Raw genomic sequence first — 18,803 nt, forward strand, 5'->3', positions numbered from 1 at the left:
CGAAAGCGGTAGCGGCCATCCCGCAACCTCGCACCACGGCCACCATTCGCCAGCAAGCTGGCTCCTACGGGATCCCCACCGTCTTGTAGGAGCCCGCTTGCGGGCGATGCGATGGCAGCCATACCGCAAACCGGCGCAGTGCCCAGGATTCGCCGCGGGATCGCGGCATCCCTGCCAATCGGGTAGGAGCGTCGCCCTCGGCGCGAAAGCGGTAGCGGCCATCCCGCAACCTCGCACCACGGCCACCATTCGCCAGCAAGCTGGCTCCTACGGGATCCCCGCTATCGTGTAGGAGCCCGCTTGCGGGCGATGCGATGGCGGCCATACCGCAAAACGGCGCAGCACCCACGATTCGCCCCGGGATCGCGGCATACCTGCCAATCGGGTAGGAGCGTCGCCCTCGGCGCGAAATCGGTAGCGGCCATACCGCAACCTCGCATCACGGCCACCATTCGCCAGCAAGCTGGCTCCTACGGAAGCCCCGCTATCGTGTAGGAGCCCGCTTGCGGGCGATGCGATGGCAGCCATATCGCAAAACGGCGCAATGCCCAGGATTCGCCCCGGGATCGCGGCATACCTGCCAATCGGGTAGGAGCGTCGCCCTCGGCGCGAAAGCGGTAGCGGCCATACCGCAACCTCGCATCACGGCCACCATTCGCCATCAAGCTGGCTCCTACGGGATCCCCACTATCGCGTAGGAGCCCGCTTGCGGGCGATGCGATGGCGGCCATACCGCAAAACGGCGCAGTGCCCAGGATTCGCCGCGGGGTCGCGGCGTTATGGAGGAGGTTCAGAGCGGCGCGCCGAGCCAGGCGGAAATCAGCAGCAACAGCGCCATGGCGTTATTGAAGCGGGTCATGGCTCGGGCCGAGGTGAACAGTTTGGCAGCGCCCCGTCCGAGCAATGCCCAGCAGCCCAAGCATGGCAAGGCGATAGCCAGGAAGATCGCCGCCAGCAAGGTCACTCGCATTGCCTGCCCGGGGCCGGGGGTGGCGAACACGCTGACTACCGCCAAGGCCATCATCCAGGTCTTGGGGTTGATCAACTGCAGTGCCGCGCCGGCGAACAGGCCCAATCGCCGCTCGCCTGGTTGCACATCGGCAGCGCTCAGCGCGGCAGCCGGGCTGCTGAAGATGCGCCACGCCAGGTAGCTCAGCCACAACACGCCGAACCAGGCCATCGCCCATTGCAGGCGCGGATGCTGCTGCAGCAATTCGCCCAAGCCAAGCCCGACCGCCACCACGATGGCCGCAGAGCCTGCGCAGGCGCCGAGTACCAGCGGCAGGGTTGCCGCCACGCCGTAACGGGCGCTGCTGCCCAGCACCAGCACATTGGTAGGCCCCGGAGTGATCGACGCGACGAAAGCGAACAGCATGAAGGGCAACAACTGAGTCATGAACAGGCTCCAGACAAACCGAGCGCTGATCATGAGTCGGGCAGCGTCAGGCGTCTGGAAGGTTTGAGCAGCGCCGCTGGTAATGGGCCGGGGTCATGCCATAGGCACGCCGGAACCAGCGCCCGAGGTGGCTCTGATCGGCAAAGCCAAGTACCGCCGCGACCTGCACCGGTGGTTCGCCACGGGCCAACATATGCCGCGCCCGGGCCAGGCGCAGTTGCACCAGATAAGCGTGTGGCGCCAGGCCGAAGGCCGCCTTGAACGCGCGGCTCAAGCGAAAGCGGTCGACGCCGCAGGCGGCAGCCAGGTCATCGAGACCGATATCGCGGGTGTGCTGGTCGTGCAGAAAATCCCGTGCGCGCTGCGCCACCAGCGGCAGGCGCGGGTCCGGATCGAGGCGCCGGCGCCAATGCAATTGCTCGGTCAGGCGCATCAGCAGGCCATCGAGCGCGCTCTGCCTGACCATGCGCATCTCCTGGCGATGCAGCGCGGTAAAGGCCTCGCCGACCGCCGTGAGCAGGCGCGGTTCGCTGGCCAGGGTGGCGCTGAAGCCGGGCAGGCAGTCAGCGGGCGCCTGTTCGAACAGGCTGCGCAACTCGCGCTCCAGCCAGTGGGCATCCAGGTACAGCATCGAATAGGTGAAGCCTTCCGGCTCAGGGGCATGGCCGTCATGAAGCTCGCCAGGTTCGAGCAGAAACACCTGGCCGGCCAGGCTGCTGTTCAGTTGCTTGCGGCAATGGAACTGCTGCACGCCCTGCTCGGTGAACCCGACCAGATAGGCGTCGTGCCAATGGGGATCGTAGGCGTGCCCGCGAAAATGCGCGCGGATGGTCTCGATACCGGTGTCTTCGTCCTGGGCCAGGTCGACCCAACTCTGCGCGCTCATGCCTGCTCCAGCGCCACGCCATACGGAGCGTCCATGCTAACCGACCTAACCAGACGCTTTCTGGAAGTTTTGTGCAGCCGGTTATCGAGCGCGGGCCATACAGCGTTGATGGCGCGTATCGACACGCTCGGCGAACCAGGCAGTGGTCAGCCGGCGGGTGATCTTCGGGCTTTTCAGCACGATGCCTGGCAGCACCGCCCGCGGCAACGACATGCCTTCTGCCTCATCAGCCAGGGCGAATACCCGCTCATACAAACGGCTTTCTTCGAACTCCAACGTATCGCCCTCCTCCAGCGCGCGGCGGATTGCCCGGTCGCTCATGTCCAGGCGCTTGCCCAGAGATCGCACGGCCAGTTCGGTGGAGCCAGGCTTGCTAGTGCCATGAATGATCAGGTCGCCATCCAGCGCTAGTGGAATACCCGACGCGATGGTGACCGCATGCTGGAAGGCCGCATTGCGGCTGGCGTACCAGCCGGCATTGAAGTCGGCGAAGCGATAAAGGGGTTTCGGGTAGTTGGCCGGATAGCCCAACAGATGAGCGATGCCAAAGTACATGCCGCCACGCCGGCTGAACACCTCACGACGAATCGAGCCATCGGGTGGATACGGATAGCCCTCGGCATTGGCCTGGGCGAAAGCGATGCTGACCTGCATCGGCCCGCCAGTGCGCACGGGATTGAGGGTGCCGAACAGTTGCCGACCGAGCGGCACCATGCCGGTGAAGTCATCGAAGATAGCGCTCAACTGCTTTTCCGTACGAACCCTGCTCAGGCGTTGCTGATAGGTCTTGCCGGTGGGCGATTCGATGTTCAGCGCGGCATTCACCACGAATCCCGGAACATGCAGGCTGGCAGCACGACGGTCGATCTCCGCCCGAGCGATCTTCGCCAGGCCAGGCACTTGCGGATCGGCATTGAACGTCGATTCCTGCTCCGTCACCGCCAGCACGGCGCAGAGGTTCTCGGTGCTCGGCGCAATCTCCTGGGCGGCGAACGCCGCATAGATATCCGCCGCCCAGCCCTCGCGATCAGGCGTATTTACCGGCATCAGGCGGACGATCTGCGCGCGCACCTCAGCCGGTTTCGGCGCAGGTACCTGGGGCTGGCTGGAGCAGCCGGCCAGTAGCAGCATCAACAGTGCACAGGGTGTATGCAGGAACGATGACTTCACCCGAACAATCCTTGGATGGAAACGACCCTGCTGAGACAACGCCAACCCCCAGCCTATCCGCGACAATTTCGGTCGATTGACTGCCGGCTCCGCTGCGCGACTGGTTCAGCGCGTCGGTGATCGACAACAGCACGGGCCATGGCCCTGTCCGAAATCTCGCTGACAACGTCTTCATGCATGAAATAGCAGGTATCGTTCGGCCAAATCACAGGAAAGGAGGCGAAAAATCAATTCGAACCTAAGCACAAGCGCAACGGTCTACCGGCAACCCAGCGTCCGAATCAGCGGGCCTGCGGACACGGAGCAAGTTCCGCTCCCGGACCGACATGAGCAAGGAGATTCACCATGGTTACCCATTACAAGATCGATGGTCACCTGGCCTGCGGCACCCACGGCGAGAACGTCACTTCCAGCAAAGAGCTGAACCGGGTGAAGTGCCGCAACTGCCGCAACACCGAAGTCTACAAGCAGGCCCGCCGCGACACTCGCAATGCCAGCCGCCGCGCTGCGCGCAGGGGCAAGAGCAATCAGCCTCGCAGCGACTGGCGCTCGTCGTGGCAGCAACGCCTTACCGAGCTGCCGGGTACCCATCGCCTGCCACGCGGCTTCGCTGGCCAGCCCTACGTGTAGGGCTTCAGCTCAAGCCACGTTGAGTCCAGAAGGGGTGGATCGGTAACCGATCCACCCCTTCTTCGTTAGTGCGGCTTGATCACCAGCGTGGCGAGCGGCGGCAGATCCAGCAGCAACGATTGCGGCTGGCCATGGCTGGCGAGCGCTTCACTCAACAGGGCCCCCTGGCTGCCCGCATTCGAACCGGCATAACGCTCGGCGTCACTGTTGAGCAGCACGTGCCAGCTCCCCGCCTTCGGCACCCCGATGCGGTAGCCATAGCGCGGCTCGGGCGTGAAGTTGTGGACCACCAGCAGCGGCGCGCCGGTTTCATCCTGACGCAACCAGGCGAACACGCTGTTGACGGCGTCGTCACCGATCAGCCAGGCGAAACCCTCGGCCTGGCCATCCATGCGGTGCAGCGCCGGCTCATGGCGGTACAACCCGTTGAGGTCACTGACCAATTGCTGCACGCCCTTGTGCTCGCCGTAACGCAGCAGGTACCAGTCCAGCTCGTGGTCGTGGTTCCACTCGCGCCACTGGCCGAACTCGCAGCCCATGAACAGCAGCTTCTTGCCGGGATGGCTCCACATGAAGCTCAGATACAGGCGTAGGTTGGCGAATTTCTGCCAGCGGTCGCCAGGCATCTTGTCGAGCAGCGAGCGCTTGCCGTGCACCACTTCGTCATGGGAAATCGGCAGCACGAAGTGCTCGGAGAACGCGTACAGCAGGCCGAATGTCAGTTGATGGTGATGGTGCTGACGGTGCAGCGGATCTTCGGCGACGTACTTGAGGCTGTCGTGCATCCAGCCCATGTTCCATTTGTACGCGAAGCCCAGGCCGCCTTCCTGAGTCGGGCGGCTGACGCCCGGCCAGGCGGTCGACTCTTCGGCGATCACCAGTGCGCCGGGCACTTCCTGCGCGACAACGTCGTTGAGGTGGCGCAGAAAGTCGATGCTCTCCAGATTCTCGCGACCGCCATGGCGGTTGGGAATCCACTCGCCTTCCTTGCGCGAGTAGTCGCGATACAGCATCGAAGCCACCGCATCCACGCGCAGGCCATCGATGTGATAGGCGCGCAGCCAGTGCAGCGCCGAAGCCAGCATGAAACCGTGCACTTCGGTGCGCCCGAGGTTGTAGATGTAGGTATCCCAATCCTGATGGAAGCCTTCGAATGGGTGCGCGTACTCGTACAGTGCCGTGCCATCGAACTGGCCGAGGCCGTGGGCATCGGTGGGAAAATGCGCGGGGACCCAGTCGAGAATCACCCCGATGCCGGCCTGGTGACAGGCGTCGACGAACGCGGCGAAATCCGCCGGGCTGCCATAACGCGACGTGGGGGCGAACTGGGAAAGCAACTGATAGCCCCAGGAGCCGCCGAACGGGTGCTCCATGATCGGCATCAGTTCGATATGGGTGAAGCCCAACTGCTGCACATAGGGAATCAGTTGCTCGCCGAGCTCTTTCCAGCTCAGCACGCGGCCGTCTTCGCCCCCCTCGCGGCGCCACGAACCGGCATGCACTTCATAGATCGACATCGGCGCCTGATAGCCCTGCTGGGCCTGGCGTTGTTGCATCCAGTCGCCATCGCGCCAGTCGAATTCCAGCGGCGCGGAGACCACCGACCCCGTGGCGGGAGGCAGCTCGGTGGCCAGCGCCATGGGGTCGGCCTTGAGCGGCAGCAGGCCATCACGGCCGAGGATCTCGAACTTGTAGACCTCGCCCGCACCGAGGCGCGGCACGAACAGTTCCCAGACCCCGCTCGGCTGGCGCAGGCGCATCGGGTGGCGGCGGCCATCCCAGCCATTGAAGCCGCCGACCACCGACACCCGGCGGGCATTCGGTGCCCATACGGAAAAACGTACGCCCTGCACGTCTTCGTGGGTAGTCAGCTGAGCGCCAAGGCTCTTGCCAAGCTCGCGGTGATTGCCCTCGGCGAACAGATACAGGTCCATCTCCCCGAGCAATTGCCCGAAGGCATAGGGGTCTTCGGTCTCCTGAACGCCAGCGCTCCAGTTGATGCGGTAGCGATAGGGAACGCGCTGATCCAGTCGAATGCTGAACAGCCCTGGCACGCTCGATTGTTCCAGCGCGCCAAGGGTTTCACCGCTGACGGCATGGATCAGTTCGACGCCCAGGGCTCCAGGCAAGTAGGTGCGAATCGTCAGGCCGTGAGCGAACTCGTGTGGGCCGAGAATCGAAAACGGGTCGCCATGCTCACCCCTGATCAGGGCCTCGATGGCGGCGCGGTCGACACCCGCCACCTGGCGATCGGTTTCTCCATTGATCATCGTTTACCGCTCCCCAGAAGATATTTGGTCAGCTCTATCAACCCTTGTACCGGAACTTCCAGCCAATCGGGACGATAGCGCGCTTCATACAGAATTTCGTAGGCCGCCTTTTCGATGCAGAACAGCGCCAGCGCTGCCACTTCACCCTCACGGTCATGCCAGGCGTGGGGCAGGTCTGCAGCCGCCAGGCGATAGGCTTCGTTGAACGCTGTTCTGGCCTGGCTGCGATACAGCCCGGCGATATGCTGGCGTGCGTGTTCCGCTTCCGGCGTCACGTCGGCGCTCTGGGCGCTGCGCATGGCCATGGCGGCGGCGTAGTCGAAGGAACGCAACATGCCGGCGACATCCTTGAGCGGGCTGTAGAACGCCCGGCGTTCGTCCAGCGTGCGGGTCGGCTCGCCCTCGAAGTCGATCAGATAGGCATCGCCCTGCACCACCAGTACCTGGCCGAGGTGCAGGTCGCCATGTACACGCATGCGGATGCCGCCCGCCGAACGCCGTGCCAGGTCGTCCACCAGGGCGATGATCGAGTCGTGGCGCGCGGCCAGCCAGTCGGCCTGATTGGCCGCTTCACCTGGCAGGTGCCCCCTGCCCTCGGCAACCACCTTGAGCGCCTCGCGCACCTGCGCGGCGATGTTCTGCGACCACTCGGCAACGTCCGCTTCACCTGTTTGCCGGTAGCCGAAGTCCGGGTTGTCGCTGGCCTGGCCGAGCGCCATGTGCATTTCGCCGAGGCGTTGCCCCAGCAGCCCGGCAAAGGATTCCAGTTCGGCCAACGCCGAGTGCTGGTTCTCCTGATCGGAATGACCGCCCGCCAGTTCATCGCGGATGGCCCGTTCCAGGTTGTTCTGCGTCCACTGCCAGGCGTCGCCCTGATTGTTCAGGTAGCCCTGCAGAATCATCAGGGTATGGGGTACGCCCTGCTCGTCGACCCGGCGAACTTCACCCAGCAACGGGGCGATATGCTCGAAGCCGGCGGCGGTCAGGTAGCCACCTATTTCCGCTTCCGGATGGATACCCGGCAGCACCCGGCGAATCAGCTTGAGCACCGCTTGCTCGGCAATGATCGCCGAGCTGTTGGACTGCTCCGCAGAGATCAGCTGCACATCCGCGTTGCTCAGATCACCCAGCGCCTCCAGGCGTGGCGTCGGCACGAACTGGATCTCGCTGCCCTGCCAACCCAGCACGCTGCGCTCACTCAGGTGGCGCATCACGTGGCGCACGAAGCCACTGAGGGTGAAGCCGTCGGTCAGCAAGCCGACCTGACGGCCGCGACGCAGACGCGCCAAGGCCAACTGCTGCGGCACGCTACTACCCGCTTCATGCTCACCGACGAACCCCAGCGGCACCTGATAGTGCTCGGTGGCGCCCGAAGCGCGGCTGACTTCCACTTCACTGAGCACATACAGCTCGTCGGCGCCGCCAAAGGGAATCGCGTAGAGCAGCTCGACCTGACGCAGGTCCTCGCGCTGCCCGGAGAACCAGCGACGCTTGGGCAGGTAGGCCGGCAGCGACTCCTGCTCCAGGGTCGCCCGGGCAGGCAGCTGCAACAGCTCGCCCAGTTGGTTCTTGATCACCAGAGTGGTCAGCTCCGGCATGCGATCGACCGGTGATACGTGCCAGCTGGGCATTTGCGCCTCCTCGGCGAGCAGAAACCAGTAAAAGCCATAGGGCGGCAGGGTCAGCAGGTAATTGAGCTGGCCAATGGGCGGGAACGACGAGCCACCGACCATTTCCACCGGCACCTTGCCGTCGTGGGCCGACAATTCCAGTTCCACAGCCTGGGCAGCGCGGGACAGGTTGGCCACGCAGAGGATCAGCTCCGGGTTGCCATCGGCATCGGTGGCTTCGCGCAGGTAGGCCAGTACCCGGCGGTTGTTCGGCATGAGCATCTTCAGGGTGCCGCGGCCGAAGGCCTTGTGCTGCTTGCGGATGCTCAGCATGCGCCGCGTCCAGTTGAGCAACGAATGCGGGTCGCGGGCCTGGGTCTCGACGTTGACGCTCTGGAAGCCGTACAGCGGGTCCATCACCGGCGGCAGCACCAGGCTGGCCGGGTCGGCGCGGGAAAAACCGCCGTTACGATCCGGCGACCACTGCATGGGCGTGCGCACCCCGTCGCGGTCGCCGAGAAAGATGTTGTCGCCCATGCCGATCTCGTCACCGTAATACAGCGTCGGCGTACCGGGCATGGACAGCAGCAGGCTGTTGAGCAGCTCGACCCGGCGACGATCGCGTTCCACCAGCGGCGCCAGACGGCGGCGAATACCCAGGTTGATGCGCGCACGACGGTCGGCGGCGTAGTAATTCCACAGGTAGTCGCGCTCATGATCGGTGACCATTTCCAGGGTCAGCTCATCATGGTTGCGCAGGAAGATCGCCCACTGACAGTTTTCCGGAATCTCCGGCGTCTGACGCAGGATATCGGTGATCGGAAAGCGATCTTCCTGGGCGATGGCCATGTACATGCGCGGCATCAGCGGGAAGTGGAACGCCATGTGGCATTCGTCGCCGGGGCCGCCGTCATGGCCGCCGAAATACAGCTGGGTGTCTTCAGGCCACTGATTGGCTTCGGCCAGCAACATGCGATCCGGATAATGGGCATCCAGCTCGGCACGGATTTTCTTCAGCACCTCGTGGGTTTCCGGCAGATTCTCGTTGTTGGTGCCGTCGCGCTCGATCAGGTACGGGATGGCGTCCAGGCGTAGGCCGTCGACGCCCATATCCAGCCAGAAGCGCATCACCGCCAGCACTTCCTTGAGCACCTGCGGGTTATCGAAATTCAGATCCGGCTGGTGCGAGTAGAAACGATGCCAGTAGTACTGACCGGCTTCGGCATCCCAACTCCAGTTGGATTTTTCGGTATCTAAAAAGATGATCCGCGTGCCGTCGTACTTCTGATCGGTGTCGGACCACACGTAGAAATCCCGCGCCTTGCTGCCGGGTTTTGCGGCACGGGCGCGCTGAAACCAGGGGTGCTGGTCCGAAGTGTGGTTGATGACCAGCTCGGTGATCACCCGCAGGCCGCGCTTGTGAGCTTCAGCGATGAAGCGCCGGGCGTCGGCCATGGTCCCGTAGTCCGGGTGCACATCGCGGTACTCGGCGATGTCGTAGCCATCATCGCGCCGCGGCGAAGGATAGAACGGCAGCAGCCACAGGGTGTTGACGCCCAGGTCGGCAATGTAATCGAGCTTTTCGATCAGCCCCGGGAAATCGCCGATGCCATCATTGTTGGCATCGAAGAACGACTTCACGTGTACCTGATAGATGATCGCGTCCTTGTACCATTGCGGGTCGTTGAGAAACGCCCCGCGGCGAGCTCTGCGTGCCATTGGGTATGCCCTCTCAGCCAGCCACGCGGATGCGCCAGATACCGAACGGCTGGTGCCACGGTTCGATGCGCATCCATTGCACCTTGCCGTGCCACTGCCAGGTATGCCCGGTCATCAGGTCCTCACCCAGGGTGGTGGCATCGTCGTCCAGGCCCAGCTCCCAGAGCGGCAGCTCGAAGTTGGCTTCCTGAGCGTTGTGCGGGTCGAGGCTGACGGCCACGAGGATGAAATTCTCGCGGTCGGCGGTCCGCTTGCCGAAGTACAGTATGTTGTCGTTCCAGCAAGTGAAGGCCTTGAAACCCAGGTGCGTCTGCAGGGCCGGGTTCTGGCGGCGGATGCGGTTGAGCTGGGCGATCTCGGCGACGATGTTGCCCGGCGCCTGGTAATCGCGCACACGGATCTCGTACTTCTCCGAATCCAGGTACTCCTCCTTGCCTGGCACCGGCAGCGCCTCGCAGATCTCGAAGCCCGAATACATGCCCCACAGCCCGGAGCCCATGGTGGCCAGCGCAGCTCGGATCAGGAAACCGGGGCGACCGTTGTGGTGCAGGAAATAGGGGTTGATGTCCGGCGTATTGACGAAGAAATTCGGCCGGTAGCAGTCGCGCCACGGTGCCTCGTTGAGCTCGGTCAGGTAGCTTTCCAGCTCGGCCTTGGTGTTGCGCCAGGTGAAATAGGTGTAGCTCTGGGTGAAGCCCAGCTTGCCGAGGCGCGCCATCATCGCCGGGCGGGTAAAGGCCTCGGCGAGGAACATCACCTGCGGGTGGGTCTTGCGGATATCGGCGATCAGCCACTCCCAGAACGGCAGCGGCTTGGTGTGCGGGTTATCGACCCGGAACTGGTAAACGCCCAGCTCGACCCAGCCGCGCACCACGTCACGCAGGGCCAGCCACAGGTCGGGTATGGCGTCGCTGGCATAGAAATCGACGTTGACGATGTCTTCGTACTTCTTCGGCGGGTTTTCCGCGTGGCGGATGCTGCCGTCCGGACGCCAGCTGAACCAGCCGGGATGCTCTTGCAGCCACGGGTGATCCGGCGAGCACTGGATGGCGAAATCCAACGCGATTTCCAGGTCATGCTCACGGGCCGCCTCGACCAGCGCGACGAAGTCCTCGCGGGTACCGAGCTGCGGGTGAATCGCTTCGTGACCGCCCTCATGGCTGCCGATGGCGTATGGGCTGCCGGGATCGCCCGGGCCAGCGGTCAGCGAATTGTTGCGGCCCTTGCGGTGCGCGGTACCGATGGGATGGATCGGGGGGAAATACAGCACATCGAAGCCCATGGCCTGGATCGCCGGCAAGCGTTTGATCACGTCCCGGAGGGTGCCATGGCGCTCGGGATCGTCAGTCTCGGAGCGCGGGAACAACTCGTACCAGCTGGCGAAGCGCGCCATCGGGCGTTCCACGTCGAGCAGGTAAACGGCGCTGCGGGTACGGTGCGGATGGCCTTCGGCACGGCGCACCAGAGCCTGGGTTTCCGGTGCCAGCAACAGTGCCACGCGCTCGTCGAGGCTCTGCTGGGGCAGTTCATCGACCAGGGCTTGAAGAGTCGTTGCCAGATCGCCTTGCACACGCTCCGCAGCCTGACGCAGCAGCAACTCGCCTTCCTGCAGCTCCAGATCGATGGTGACCCCGGCGCCGAACTTCTTCGACAGCTCGTAGCAGTAACTGGCGTAGATATCCCACCAGGCTTCGATGAGAAACTCCACTTCGCCGACCCGCTGCGGCGTGATCAGTGCCTGCCAGCGGTCGTTGCCGATGAATTCCAACGGCTCGCGGTGCCAATCCCCGGCGCCGACGTCGCGCCACAGCACTTCACCGGCCAGCTTGTCGTGGCCATCGGCGAAGATCAGCGCACTGACCGTCACCTGATCACCCGCTATCGCCTTGACCGCGAAACGGCCCTGCTCGATCTGCGGTTCCACCGCCTCGATGGCCAGGCGTGGCAACTCCAGCGCCTGTTCGAGTGACAACTGGCCATGGCCCAAGCGGACGGGCTCTTGCAGATAAGGGGTTTGCAGATGAGCAGACGGCATCGAAACGGGCTCCTCACGCCTGGCAGGCGTATAAGCTGTTAGCCGTATGGCTCATGCCATAGGCCGTACACGAAAGTGCGTACCTAATGCGGGTTTGCCACGGTGTACGGGGGCGTTTCAGGATCTGCTGCGTCGGCCTGATACATCAGAAAAGGCTCTAGCGTGCGAGGTCATGAAAAGTTCCGGGTTGCCGTGACCTGTCTATCTCCGAACCTGCCGGCTCCGGCAAAGTTCAGAGTTTCCGAGGAGCTGGAATCTGTCTGAAATGAGGCTAGCAGCAGGTTGTCAGGGGACATCCGCGCCCAGCTTCTTCCACATGCCGCGGGTAATGCGCTGGCGGTTGGCGTAGCCCTCCCAGGGGTCGCCTTTCAAGCGTGAAAGCCGCTGTTGCAGATTGCCGATATGCCACTGAGCCGAGCCTTGCAGTTGCGCCAGTTCATCACGGCGGATCGGCACCGATACCGGCAACCCGGGCCGCGCACGCACCGAGTAGGCGGCCACCGTGCTGGCACCACGGCCATTACGCAGGTAGTCCAGATAAACCTTGCCGATCCGGTTCTTCGGGCCCATGCGGGCGCTGAACCGGTCAGGCAGTTCGTCGGCCATGAACTGCGAGAGGGCCTTGCCAAAGGCCTTCAGCGTGTCCCAGTCGACATGCCGCGCCAACGGCACGACCAGGTGCATGCCATGGCCGCCGCTGGTCTTGAGAAACGCCTCCAGCCCCAGCTCATCGAGCACCGCCAGGCTCAGGCGGGTGGCTTCGACCACCGCGCGCCAGGGCAACGCCGGATCAGGGTCGAGGTCGAGGATCAGCCGGTCCGGGCGCTCGATGCTGGCGTACCCGGCATTCCAGGTGTGCAGCTCGATGGTGCCCATCTGCACCGCACCGACCAGCGCCGGCACGCTGTCTATGGCCATCAACCGGTCATGGCCAGGGTCCAGCGCCGGATCGAGCTGGCGGATATTCGGGATCGCCAGGCGCTCGGCGTGCTTCTGGAAGAATTGCTCACCGTCCACGCCATCTGGCGCACGCAACAGCGATACCGGGCGGCTGCGCAGGTCCGGCAACAGCCAGTCGGCGATCCCGGCGTAGAACTGCGCGAGCTCGACTTTGGTCGCCCCGCTCTGCCCGTCGATAACCCGATCCGGGTTGCTGATCGACACCTCACCAACCTCTTGTCGACCCGTGCGGCGCTGGGCGCTGGGCGCGGGCACCTCTTCGAGCGCCTCGGCGGGCACTGGCCGCTCCTCGACGATCTGCTCGGCAGCTTTGTCGCCGCGCTCGGCGATGAAGGCGCCCTGACGAACCAGGCCTTCATGGGTCCAGCCGGCGAATGCCACCTCGACGACCAGTTGCGGTTCGACCCACTGCACGCCGCGGCGCTGGGCGGCGCTCGGTTGTTTGCGCAGAGGCGAATCATCACGACCGAGTGCCTTCATGCGCTTGTGCAGGCTGCTCAGCAGCGCATCGTTGAAACCGCTGCCGACCCGCCCGGCATAGCGCAGCCCATCGTCATCGTTGACCGCCAGCAGCAACGCGCCGAAGCCGGAGCGGCTGCCTTGCGGCCGGGTGAAGCCAACCACCACGAACTCCTGACGCTGCCGGCACTTGAGCTTGATCCAGTCGGGGCTGCGCGCGGATCGGTAGGGGCTGCCGACGCGTTTGCCGATAACACCTTCCAGCCCCAGCGCGCAGGCGCTGCCCAGTACGCTCTGATGGTCGACCTCGAAAGCGTCCGAGAAACGCAGCGGGCCGCGCTTGGCCGGCAGTTTGTCGAGCAGCGCCGAGCGCCGCTCCTGCACTGGCAGGCTGCGCTGATCGCGACCATCGAGCCACGGTGCATCGAAGAGGAAATACAGGATGTCGCCACTGCGTTGCTCGTCGAAGGCGTTCTGCAGGGCCTGAAAATCCGGCATGCCCTGGGCGTCGAGCACCACCGCTTCGCCATCGAGCCAACTGTCACCCAGCCCGAGCCTGGCCAACGCGGCGGCCTGGGGCGCCATGCGCCGGGTCCAGTCGTGGCCGTTGCGGCTGAACAGCGTCACCGTGCCGTCGGCGATACGCGCCATGATGCGATAGCCGTCGTACTTGATTTCGTAGGTCCACTCGCCCGCTGGAGGATCGCTGACCAGGGTGGCCAGCTGTGGCGACAGCACCTCGGGCATGGGTTCGCCCTTGGCACTCGTCGGCTTGCCTTTGGTCGCCCGCTTTGCCTTGCCCACCGCGGGCCGCGATTGGTTGGCCGCGGGCTTGTGCATGCCGCCGACCAGATTGCCACTGATCACGCTGGCCGGTAGCGCGGCGACGATGTCGTAGTCGCCTGCCGATCTCGCCACGTCATCCTGCTCCTTGATCAGCAACCACTGCTGCTTGTCGCCACTGCCCTTGAGACGGGTGCGCACCAGCGTCCAGGCGCCCGTGAGCTTTTCTCCGATCAGGGTGAACTTGAGTTTGCCCGCCTCGTACGCCGCGCCAGGGTCGCCCTCGGGCTGCCAGATGCCTTGGTCCCAGACGATCACGTCACCCGCGCCATAATTGCCCTCGGCAATGCTGCCCTCGAAGCTGGCGTACTCCAGAGGGTGGTCCTCGACGTGCACGGCCAGGCGTTTCTGGCTCGGGTCCAGGCTCGGGCCCTTGGGCACCGCCCAGCTCTTCAGGGTGCCCTGCAACTCCAGGCGAAAATCGTAGTGCAGGTTGCGCGCATCGTGCTTCTGCACCACGAAACGCAGCGCCCCGGCCTTGGCGCGAGGCCGCGTGGTCGCTTCACGGGGCTCGCTGGTGGACTCGAAGTTGCGCTTGCGGTTGTAGACGCTGGTCGCCTTGGCCATGGCCGCTCACCTCACTTCGACGTGCGTTTGCGTGCCGGCTTGGCCGAGTTGCCTTCCAGGCTGCGCTTGAGCAGATCGGTCAGGTCGATGACATCCGCGCTTTTGCTCGGCGGTTTGCGCTCGCCGCTTTCCACATCTTCGATCTTGCCGGCCTTGGCCTTCTTCTCGACCAGCGCCATGATCTTGTCGCGGAAGGTGTCGTGGTATTCCCCAGGCTCCCAGTCCACCGCCATGTCGCGCACCAGGCGCTTGGCCATGTCGCGCTCCCCCTTGCTGAGCTTGGCGCCGGTCACCGCCTCGCTGAGTTCCAGGGTGTCGAGGCCACGCACTTCGTCGGGCCAGCGCAGCATCACCAGCAGCAACGCCGAGTCGTCGACCATCAGCGCGGCGAGGTGCTGTTTGACGTGCAGTACGACGTGAGCCAGGGCAACCTTGCCGGTATCCTTGAGGGTCTGCTGCAACAGGGCGTAGACCTTCTCGCCGCGCTTGTCCGGCGCCAGGTAATAGGGGCGCTCGATGTGCTGCAACGGAATCGCCTCGGCGTCGAGGAAACCGAAGATATCGATGGTCTGGGTGGACTCGGGGTGGGCGGCGCGGATCTCGTCTTCGCCGATGATCACGTAGCGGCCCTTCTCCACCTGCACGCCCTTGGCGATATGTTCCTTGTCGACTTCCTTGCCGGTGGCCTTGTTGACGCGCTTGTAGCCGACCGGCTCCATGCTGCGCGAGTCGAGCCAGTCGAAGTCGATGCCCTGGGTCTCGGTCGCCGAGACCAGCGAAACCGGGATATGGACCAGACCGAAGCTGATCGCCCCTTTCCAGATTGCACGCGCCATGAATTCACTCCCCCGCCATATGAACGTTAACGGGTGACTTGAGCGCGAAAACAAAAGTTTCAGTCATCCGCCGGAGGGCAGCGACACGTGACCGACATCGGAAAAAAGAAGGGAAATACGGATGAAGGAAAACTGCGCGGCGATGGCGCAGTTCTGGCGTTGCGAAGCATGCAGCGATGATTACAGCGCGACGCCGTCGCGATAGATCACGCTGCCGTCGATGGTGATGTCACGGATCTCGCGCAGCATGTTGTCTGCCGCGGTTTCCGCCTCGCTCTCGCAGATACTGCCGGGAGCGGCCACCCAGAGCATCTGCACGGCTGCGCCGGCGCACTTGGGTTGGTACTCGATAAGGCCCACGTACTGCTGGCCATCCTTCATGGCATCCGTCCAGGCAATGCATCCCTTGAAGTTTCTGAACATAGCAGACTCCACTTCTGTCTCGAGGCCTCAAGATGCGGGCCTATTTGATAGGAGCGTGGGAAAGCGCAGGTGTTCCAACGGTTTCACCGCGTACGTTTTTCCAGCCAACCGATGAAGTGCGGCACGGTGTTGAAAATGAACAGTGCCAACAAGGTACCCAGCACCGCGGTCGCCTCGCGCCCCATGCCCACGGTGATGCCGATCGCAGCGGTCAACCAGATGCCAGCGGCGGTGGTCAGGCCCTTCACCTCGGCCATGGAGTCGCCCTTGATGATGGTGCCGGCGCAGAGAAAGCCGATACCCGCCACCAGCCCCTGGATCACCCGGCTCATCGCATCGCTCTCGGCGCCCATCTGCGCAGGCACGAGCACGAACAACGCCGAGCCCATGGCCACCAGCATGTGAGTGCGAATGCCCGCTGCCTTGCCATTGGCTTCCCGTTCCAGGCCAAGCAGACCGCCGAGCAGCGCAGCCAGCAGCAGGCGCAGGGTGACCTGGGTGAATTGCTCGGGTGTGCTCAGATCGGAAAACTCGTTGGCCAGCGTGGCCAGTACTTCGTCCCAGAAACTCAAAATGATCGCTCCCTGCCGGCACGGATGCTCATGGGCGCACTGACACAGCCGAAGCGCTGTTGGCGCTCCGCTATCGACTCTGCGGGCGGCGATAGGTTTGAGCTTTTTTCGTGACCTACGGGCTGTCACAGAGGCGGACGACAATCCGCATTCAAGGTTTTTTCCGGCACTGACCGTTGGGCGAAAAACCTGAACGGCCGTGAACCCTGCTCAGTCTGTTTCATTAACCGTGACGTGACTTCAACCGATCACGATGCCCGATGACAGGAGGTTCGAATGTCCAGAAATCATTACTTTCTCGTCAGCTACAAACTGGGTAGCCAGAAGAAATCCACCGAGGTCCAGGCAGCAGCGCCCGCGCTGACGCCCGAACAGGCGCGCCACCATATCGAATCGCTGCACAGCAGCGAGTTGCCCAGCGAAATCACCGATATCGACGTCAAGCCGCTGGGTGATACCGGTGATCAGGAACCCGGCCAGGTTCGCCAGAGCTGAGCACGCGTCCATGAGCGAAACCAACGTGATCGAGAAAATCGCCCTGTACGGCGCGCCGGACAGAATGACCGATGCCCTGCTCGAGGCCATGGCCAGCAAGGGCCTGCAGGCCATCGTGATCGTCGACGACCCCACCGACATCGCCGCGCGGCCGAAACTCAGCGCCAAGAGCGGCAACCCCTTCGATGCAGCCAGCGTGGCCCGCAGCGTCGCCGGAGCGGACGCGGTGATAGCTGTGTTGAGCAGTCGCCAGTTGCGCGCAGGTTGTGACAGCAATGGGTTCGAGCGTACGTATGACGCAATCATCGCCCTGCTCGAGGGACTGCCCAGCGCGAGGGTGCAACGCCTGCTGCTGATCGGTGACCACAGCTGGCTGGACGATGCCGCGCACTTGCCCGGCGAAAAGGTCGAGCACCTGCAGCACAGCCTGCACAAATCGCCACTGGCCTGGACGCTGGTGGACGTACCTGGCCATCGCCCGAGCGACAGCCAAGGCACCGCCCGGGATGGCGACCACACTGCAATCATCACCCTGCAACGCTATGCCTGCAGCGTGATAGACCAATGCCTGCTGGGGACGAGCGTCAATCAACGCCTACACGTCGATGCTCGCCCACAGGCCGAGGAGGCTCCATGAGTACCGAAAGCTATATCCTGCTGATGATCTCGGGCTGGCTGCTGGTGTCGGCGGCCATGCTCTGGGGCATGCTGCGCCTAATCAACCGTTACCAGCTCGAAGCCCAGCTGGCCGAAGAGTTCCCGCCCCTGCCCACCTCGCCGACCAGCCAATCCTGGCGGCGCCAGCATGCCCCGCGTCGTGCGCGGCTGCGTGAACGCGCCTACCGAACCTATCAGCAGCACCAGCACGTGCTCACCAGCTAGGCACGCTCGAGCCAGTGCTCAGCTCGAGCAGCTGCGCCGTCTATCACGACGTTTCACGATGATCGACCAGGCATTACGGCCCTAGGGCGGCAGCTTGCCCCCGAGCTATCGCCGCGCTAACCTGCGCGCCGTCGCTGTCAATCCAGCGGCCGGGTTTTGCAGCCCGTACATCTCTAGGCGCACCAGCGCCACCAGCTGATAACAGGCGTTTTTTCGTGCCCGTTGTTTCGCTTTATGGTGGCTGTGCGCAGGGCGCCTTCGTGCGCGCCGGGTTCCTAGAGTCTCGGTCTGCAAACCTGCGTACAGCCGCCACCCAATCCTGTTTTGCAGCAGGCCGTGGCGGTTCCACTACTCTAGGAGCCTCACACCATGGAACATACACACGCCCCCAATCCGCCTGCATGCCGCGCTGCCGACCACGATAAGGGAGGCCACCAACATGCCTGACCTCATCCCGCTGTCGAGCAACCCGAGCAGCACGCCCGTGCTGCTGGTCGACACCAGCCGCTCCTACATCGACCTGCAGGAATGCGCCGAGCAACGCCTCAACGCCGTACGCGGCCTGCTGTACAGCCTCGCAGTCATGAACGTCACCCTGGCGGACGCCAGCGACCTCCGTAACATCAGCGAAGTCGCGCACCTGCTCACCGAAGACGCCTGCGACCTGGCCAGAGCCGCCCACCAGGCAGCGATGCGCGAGCTGCAACAAGCGCCAGCAAAACCACCCACTCCGTAGGAGCCCGCTTGCGGGCGATGCGATCTGGCAGCGATACCGCAACAACGCATCGAGACCAAAAATCGCCAGCAAGCTGGCTCCTACACAAACGGCGCTGCCATCCATCCCGTAGGAGCCCGCTTGCGGGCGATGCGATCTGGCGGGCATACCGCAATAACGCATCGAGACCAAAAATCGCCAGCAAGCTGGCTCCTACGCAAACAGCGCTTCCACCCACTCCGTAGGAGCCCGCTTGCGGGCGATGCGATCTGGCAGACATACCCCCACAACGCATCCAAACCAAAAATCGCCAGCAAGCTGGCTCCTACGCAAAC

Annotated in this window: 15 protein-coding genes; 5 read left to right on the forward strand and 10 right to left on the reverse strand. The window is 63.9% G+C overall.

All coding sequences use genetic code 11. The annotated features are described in order from the left end of the window. Positions 1 to 790 precede the first annotated feature (790 nt). The 3 genes from ACT9T4_RS25635 to ACT9T4_RS25645 all read right to left on the reverse strand — a co-directional run bounded on the left by ACT9T4_RS25635 (position 791) and on the right by ACT9T4_RS25645 (position 3,413). Positions 791 to 1,396: a LysE family translocator gene (locus tag ACT9T4_RS25635; RefSeq protein ID WP_042555684.1), complete on the reverse strand. Its 606-nt coding sequence runs from the start codon at positions 1,394 to 1,396 to the stop codon at positions 791 to 793. Positions 1,397 to 1,442: 46 nt separating this feature from the next. Then, on the reverse strand, positions 1,443 to 2,282 hold the full coding sequence (locus tag ACT9T4_RS25640) for a helix-turn-helix transcriptional regulator (protein ID WP_042555683.1): 840 nt from the start codon (positions 2,280 to 2,282) through the stop codon (positions 1,443 to 1,445). 81 nt (positions 2,283 to 2,363) lie between these two features. Next, positions 2,364 to 3,413 carry a DUF1615 domain-containing protein gene (locus tag ACT9T4_RS25645; protein WP_499119682.1) on the reverse strand — a complete coding sequence of 350 codons (1,050 nt, stop codon included), beginning with the start codon at positions 3,411 to 3,413 and terminating at the stop codon, positions 2,364 to 2,366. A 384-nt stretch (positions 3,414 to 3,797) separates the two neighbouring features. Between ACT9T4_RS25645 and ACT9T4_RS25650 the strand changes: the two genes are divergently transcribed. Continuing rightward, on the forward strand, positions 3,798 to 4,082 hold the full coding sequence (locus tag ACT9T4_RS25650; RefSeq protein ID WP_042555682.1) for a hypothetical protein: 285 nt from the start codon (positions 3,798 to 3,800) through the stop codon (positions 4,080 to 4,082). 65 nt (positions 4,083 to 4,147) lie between these two features. Here the strand turns inward: ACT9T4_RS25650 and glgB are convergent, their stop codons facing one another. The 7 genes from glgB to ACT9T4_RS25685 form a co-directional block, all read right to left on the reverse strand. Then, a complete protein-coding gene (glgB, locus tag ACT9T4_RS25655; protein ID WP_179538551.1) occupies positions 4,148 to 6,352 on the reverse strand; it encodes a 1,4-alpha-glucan branching protein GlgB in 2,205 nt (734 codons plus the stop codon). After that, complete coding sequence (gene treS / locus ACT9T4_RS25660) at positions 6,349 to 9,681, reverse strand: maltose alpha-D-glucosyltransferase (RefSeq protein WP_042555680.1); 3,333 nt, start codon at positions 9,679 to 9,681, stop codon at positions 6,349 to 6,351. Before treS ends, glgB begins: the two co-directional genes overlap by 4 nt. Positions 9,682 to 9,694: 13 nt before the next feature. Beyond that, positions 9,695 to 11,716, reverse strand: a complete 2,022-nt coding sequence (locus tag ACT9T4_RS25665; protein ID WP_499119676.1) for an alpha-1,4-glucan--maltose-1-phosphate maltosyltransferase — start codon at positions 11,714 to 11,716, stop codon at positions 9,695 to 9,697. Between the two features lie 285 nt (positions 11,717 to 12,001). After that, on the reverse strand, positions 12,002 to 14,545 hold the full coding sequence (gene ligD, locus ACT9T4_RS25670) for a DNA ligase D (protein WP_499119679.1): 2,544 nt from the start codon (positions 14,543 to 14,545) through the stop codon (positions 12,002 to 12,004). Positions 14,546 to 14,556: 11 nt separating this feature from the next. Then, on the reverse strand, positions 14,557 to 15,381 hold the full coding sequence (ku, locus tag ACT9T4_RS25675; protein WP_042555678.1) for a non-homologous end joining protein Ku: 825 nt from the start codon (positions 15,379 to 15,381) through the stop codon (positions 14,557 to 14,559). 180 nt (positions 15,382 to 15,561) lie between these two features. Continuing rightward, positions 15,562 to 15,804: a hypothetical protein gene (locus ACT9T4_RS25680; RefSeq protein ID WP_042555677.1), complete on the reverse strand. Its 243-nt coding sequence runs from the start codon at positions 15,802 to 15,804 to the stop codon at positions 15,562 to 15,564. A gap of 83 nt (positions 15,805 to 15,887) precedes the next feature. Beyond that, positions 15,888 to 16,379 carry an MgtC/SapB family protein gene (locus ACT9T4_RS25685; RefSeq protein WP_499119683.1) on the reverse strand — a complete coding sequence of 164 codons (492 nt, stop codon included), beginning with the start codon at positions 16,377 to 16,379 and terminating at the stop codon, positions 15,888 to 15,890. A gap of 273 nt (positions 16,380 to 16,652) precedes the next feature. On the opposite strand from ACT9T4_RS25685, the gene ACT9T4_RS25690 reads away from it, so the two are divergent. From ACT9T4_RS25690 to ACT9T4_RS25705, 4 genes are all read left to right on the forward strand, one after another. Then, positions 16,653 to 16,871, forward strand: a complete 219-nt coding sequence (locus tag ACT9T4_RS25690) for a hypothetical protein (RefSeq protein WP_042555676.1) — start codon at positions 16,653 to 16,655, stop codon at positions 16,869 to 16,871. A gap of 10 nt (positions 16,872 to 16,881) precedes the next feature. Continuing rightward, a complete protein-coding gene (locus ACT9T4_RS25695; protein ID WP_042555675.1) occupies positions 16,882 to 17,508 on the forward strand; it encodes an NAD(P)H-binding protein in 627 nt (208 codons plus the stop codon). Further along, positions 17,505 to 17,753, forward strand: coding sequence for a hypothetical protein (locus tag ACT9T4_RS25700; RefSeq protein WP_042555674.1), 249 nt, complete (start codon positions 17,505 to 17,507; stop codon positions 17,751 to 17,753). Before ACT9T4_RS25695 ends, ACT9T4_RS25700 begins: the two co-directional genes overlap by 4 nt. Before the next feature lie 439 nt (positions 17,754 to 18,192). Next, positions 18,193 to 18,489 (forward strand): hypothetical protein, encoded by a 297-nt coding sequence (locus ACT9T4_RS25705; protein ID WP_042555673.1) that lies wholly within the window; start codon positions 18,193 to 18,195, stop codon positions 18,487 to 18,489. Positions 18,490 to 18,803: the final 314 nt, after the last annotated feature.

The sequence above is a fragment of the Pseudomonas sp. SZ40 genome, from assembly GCF_052958135.1.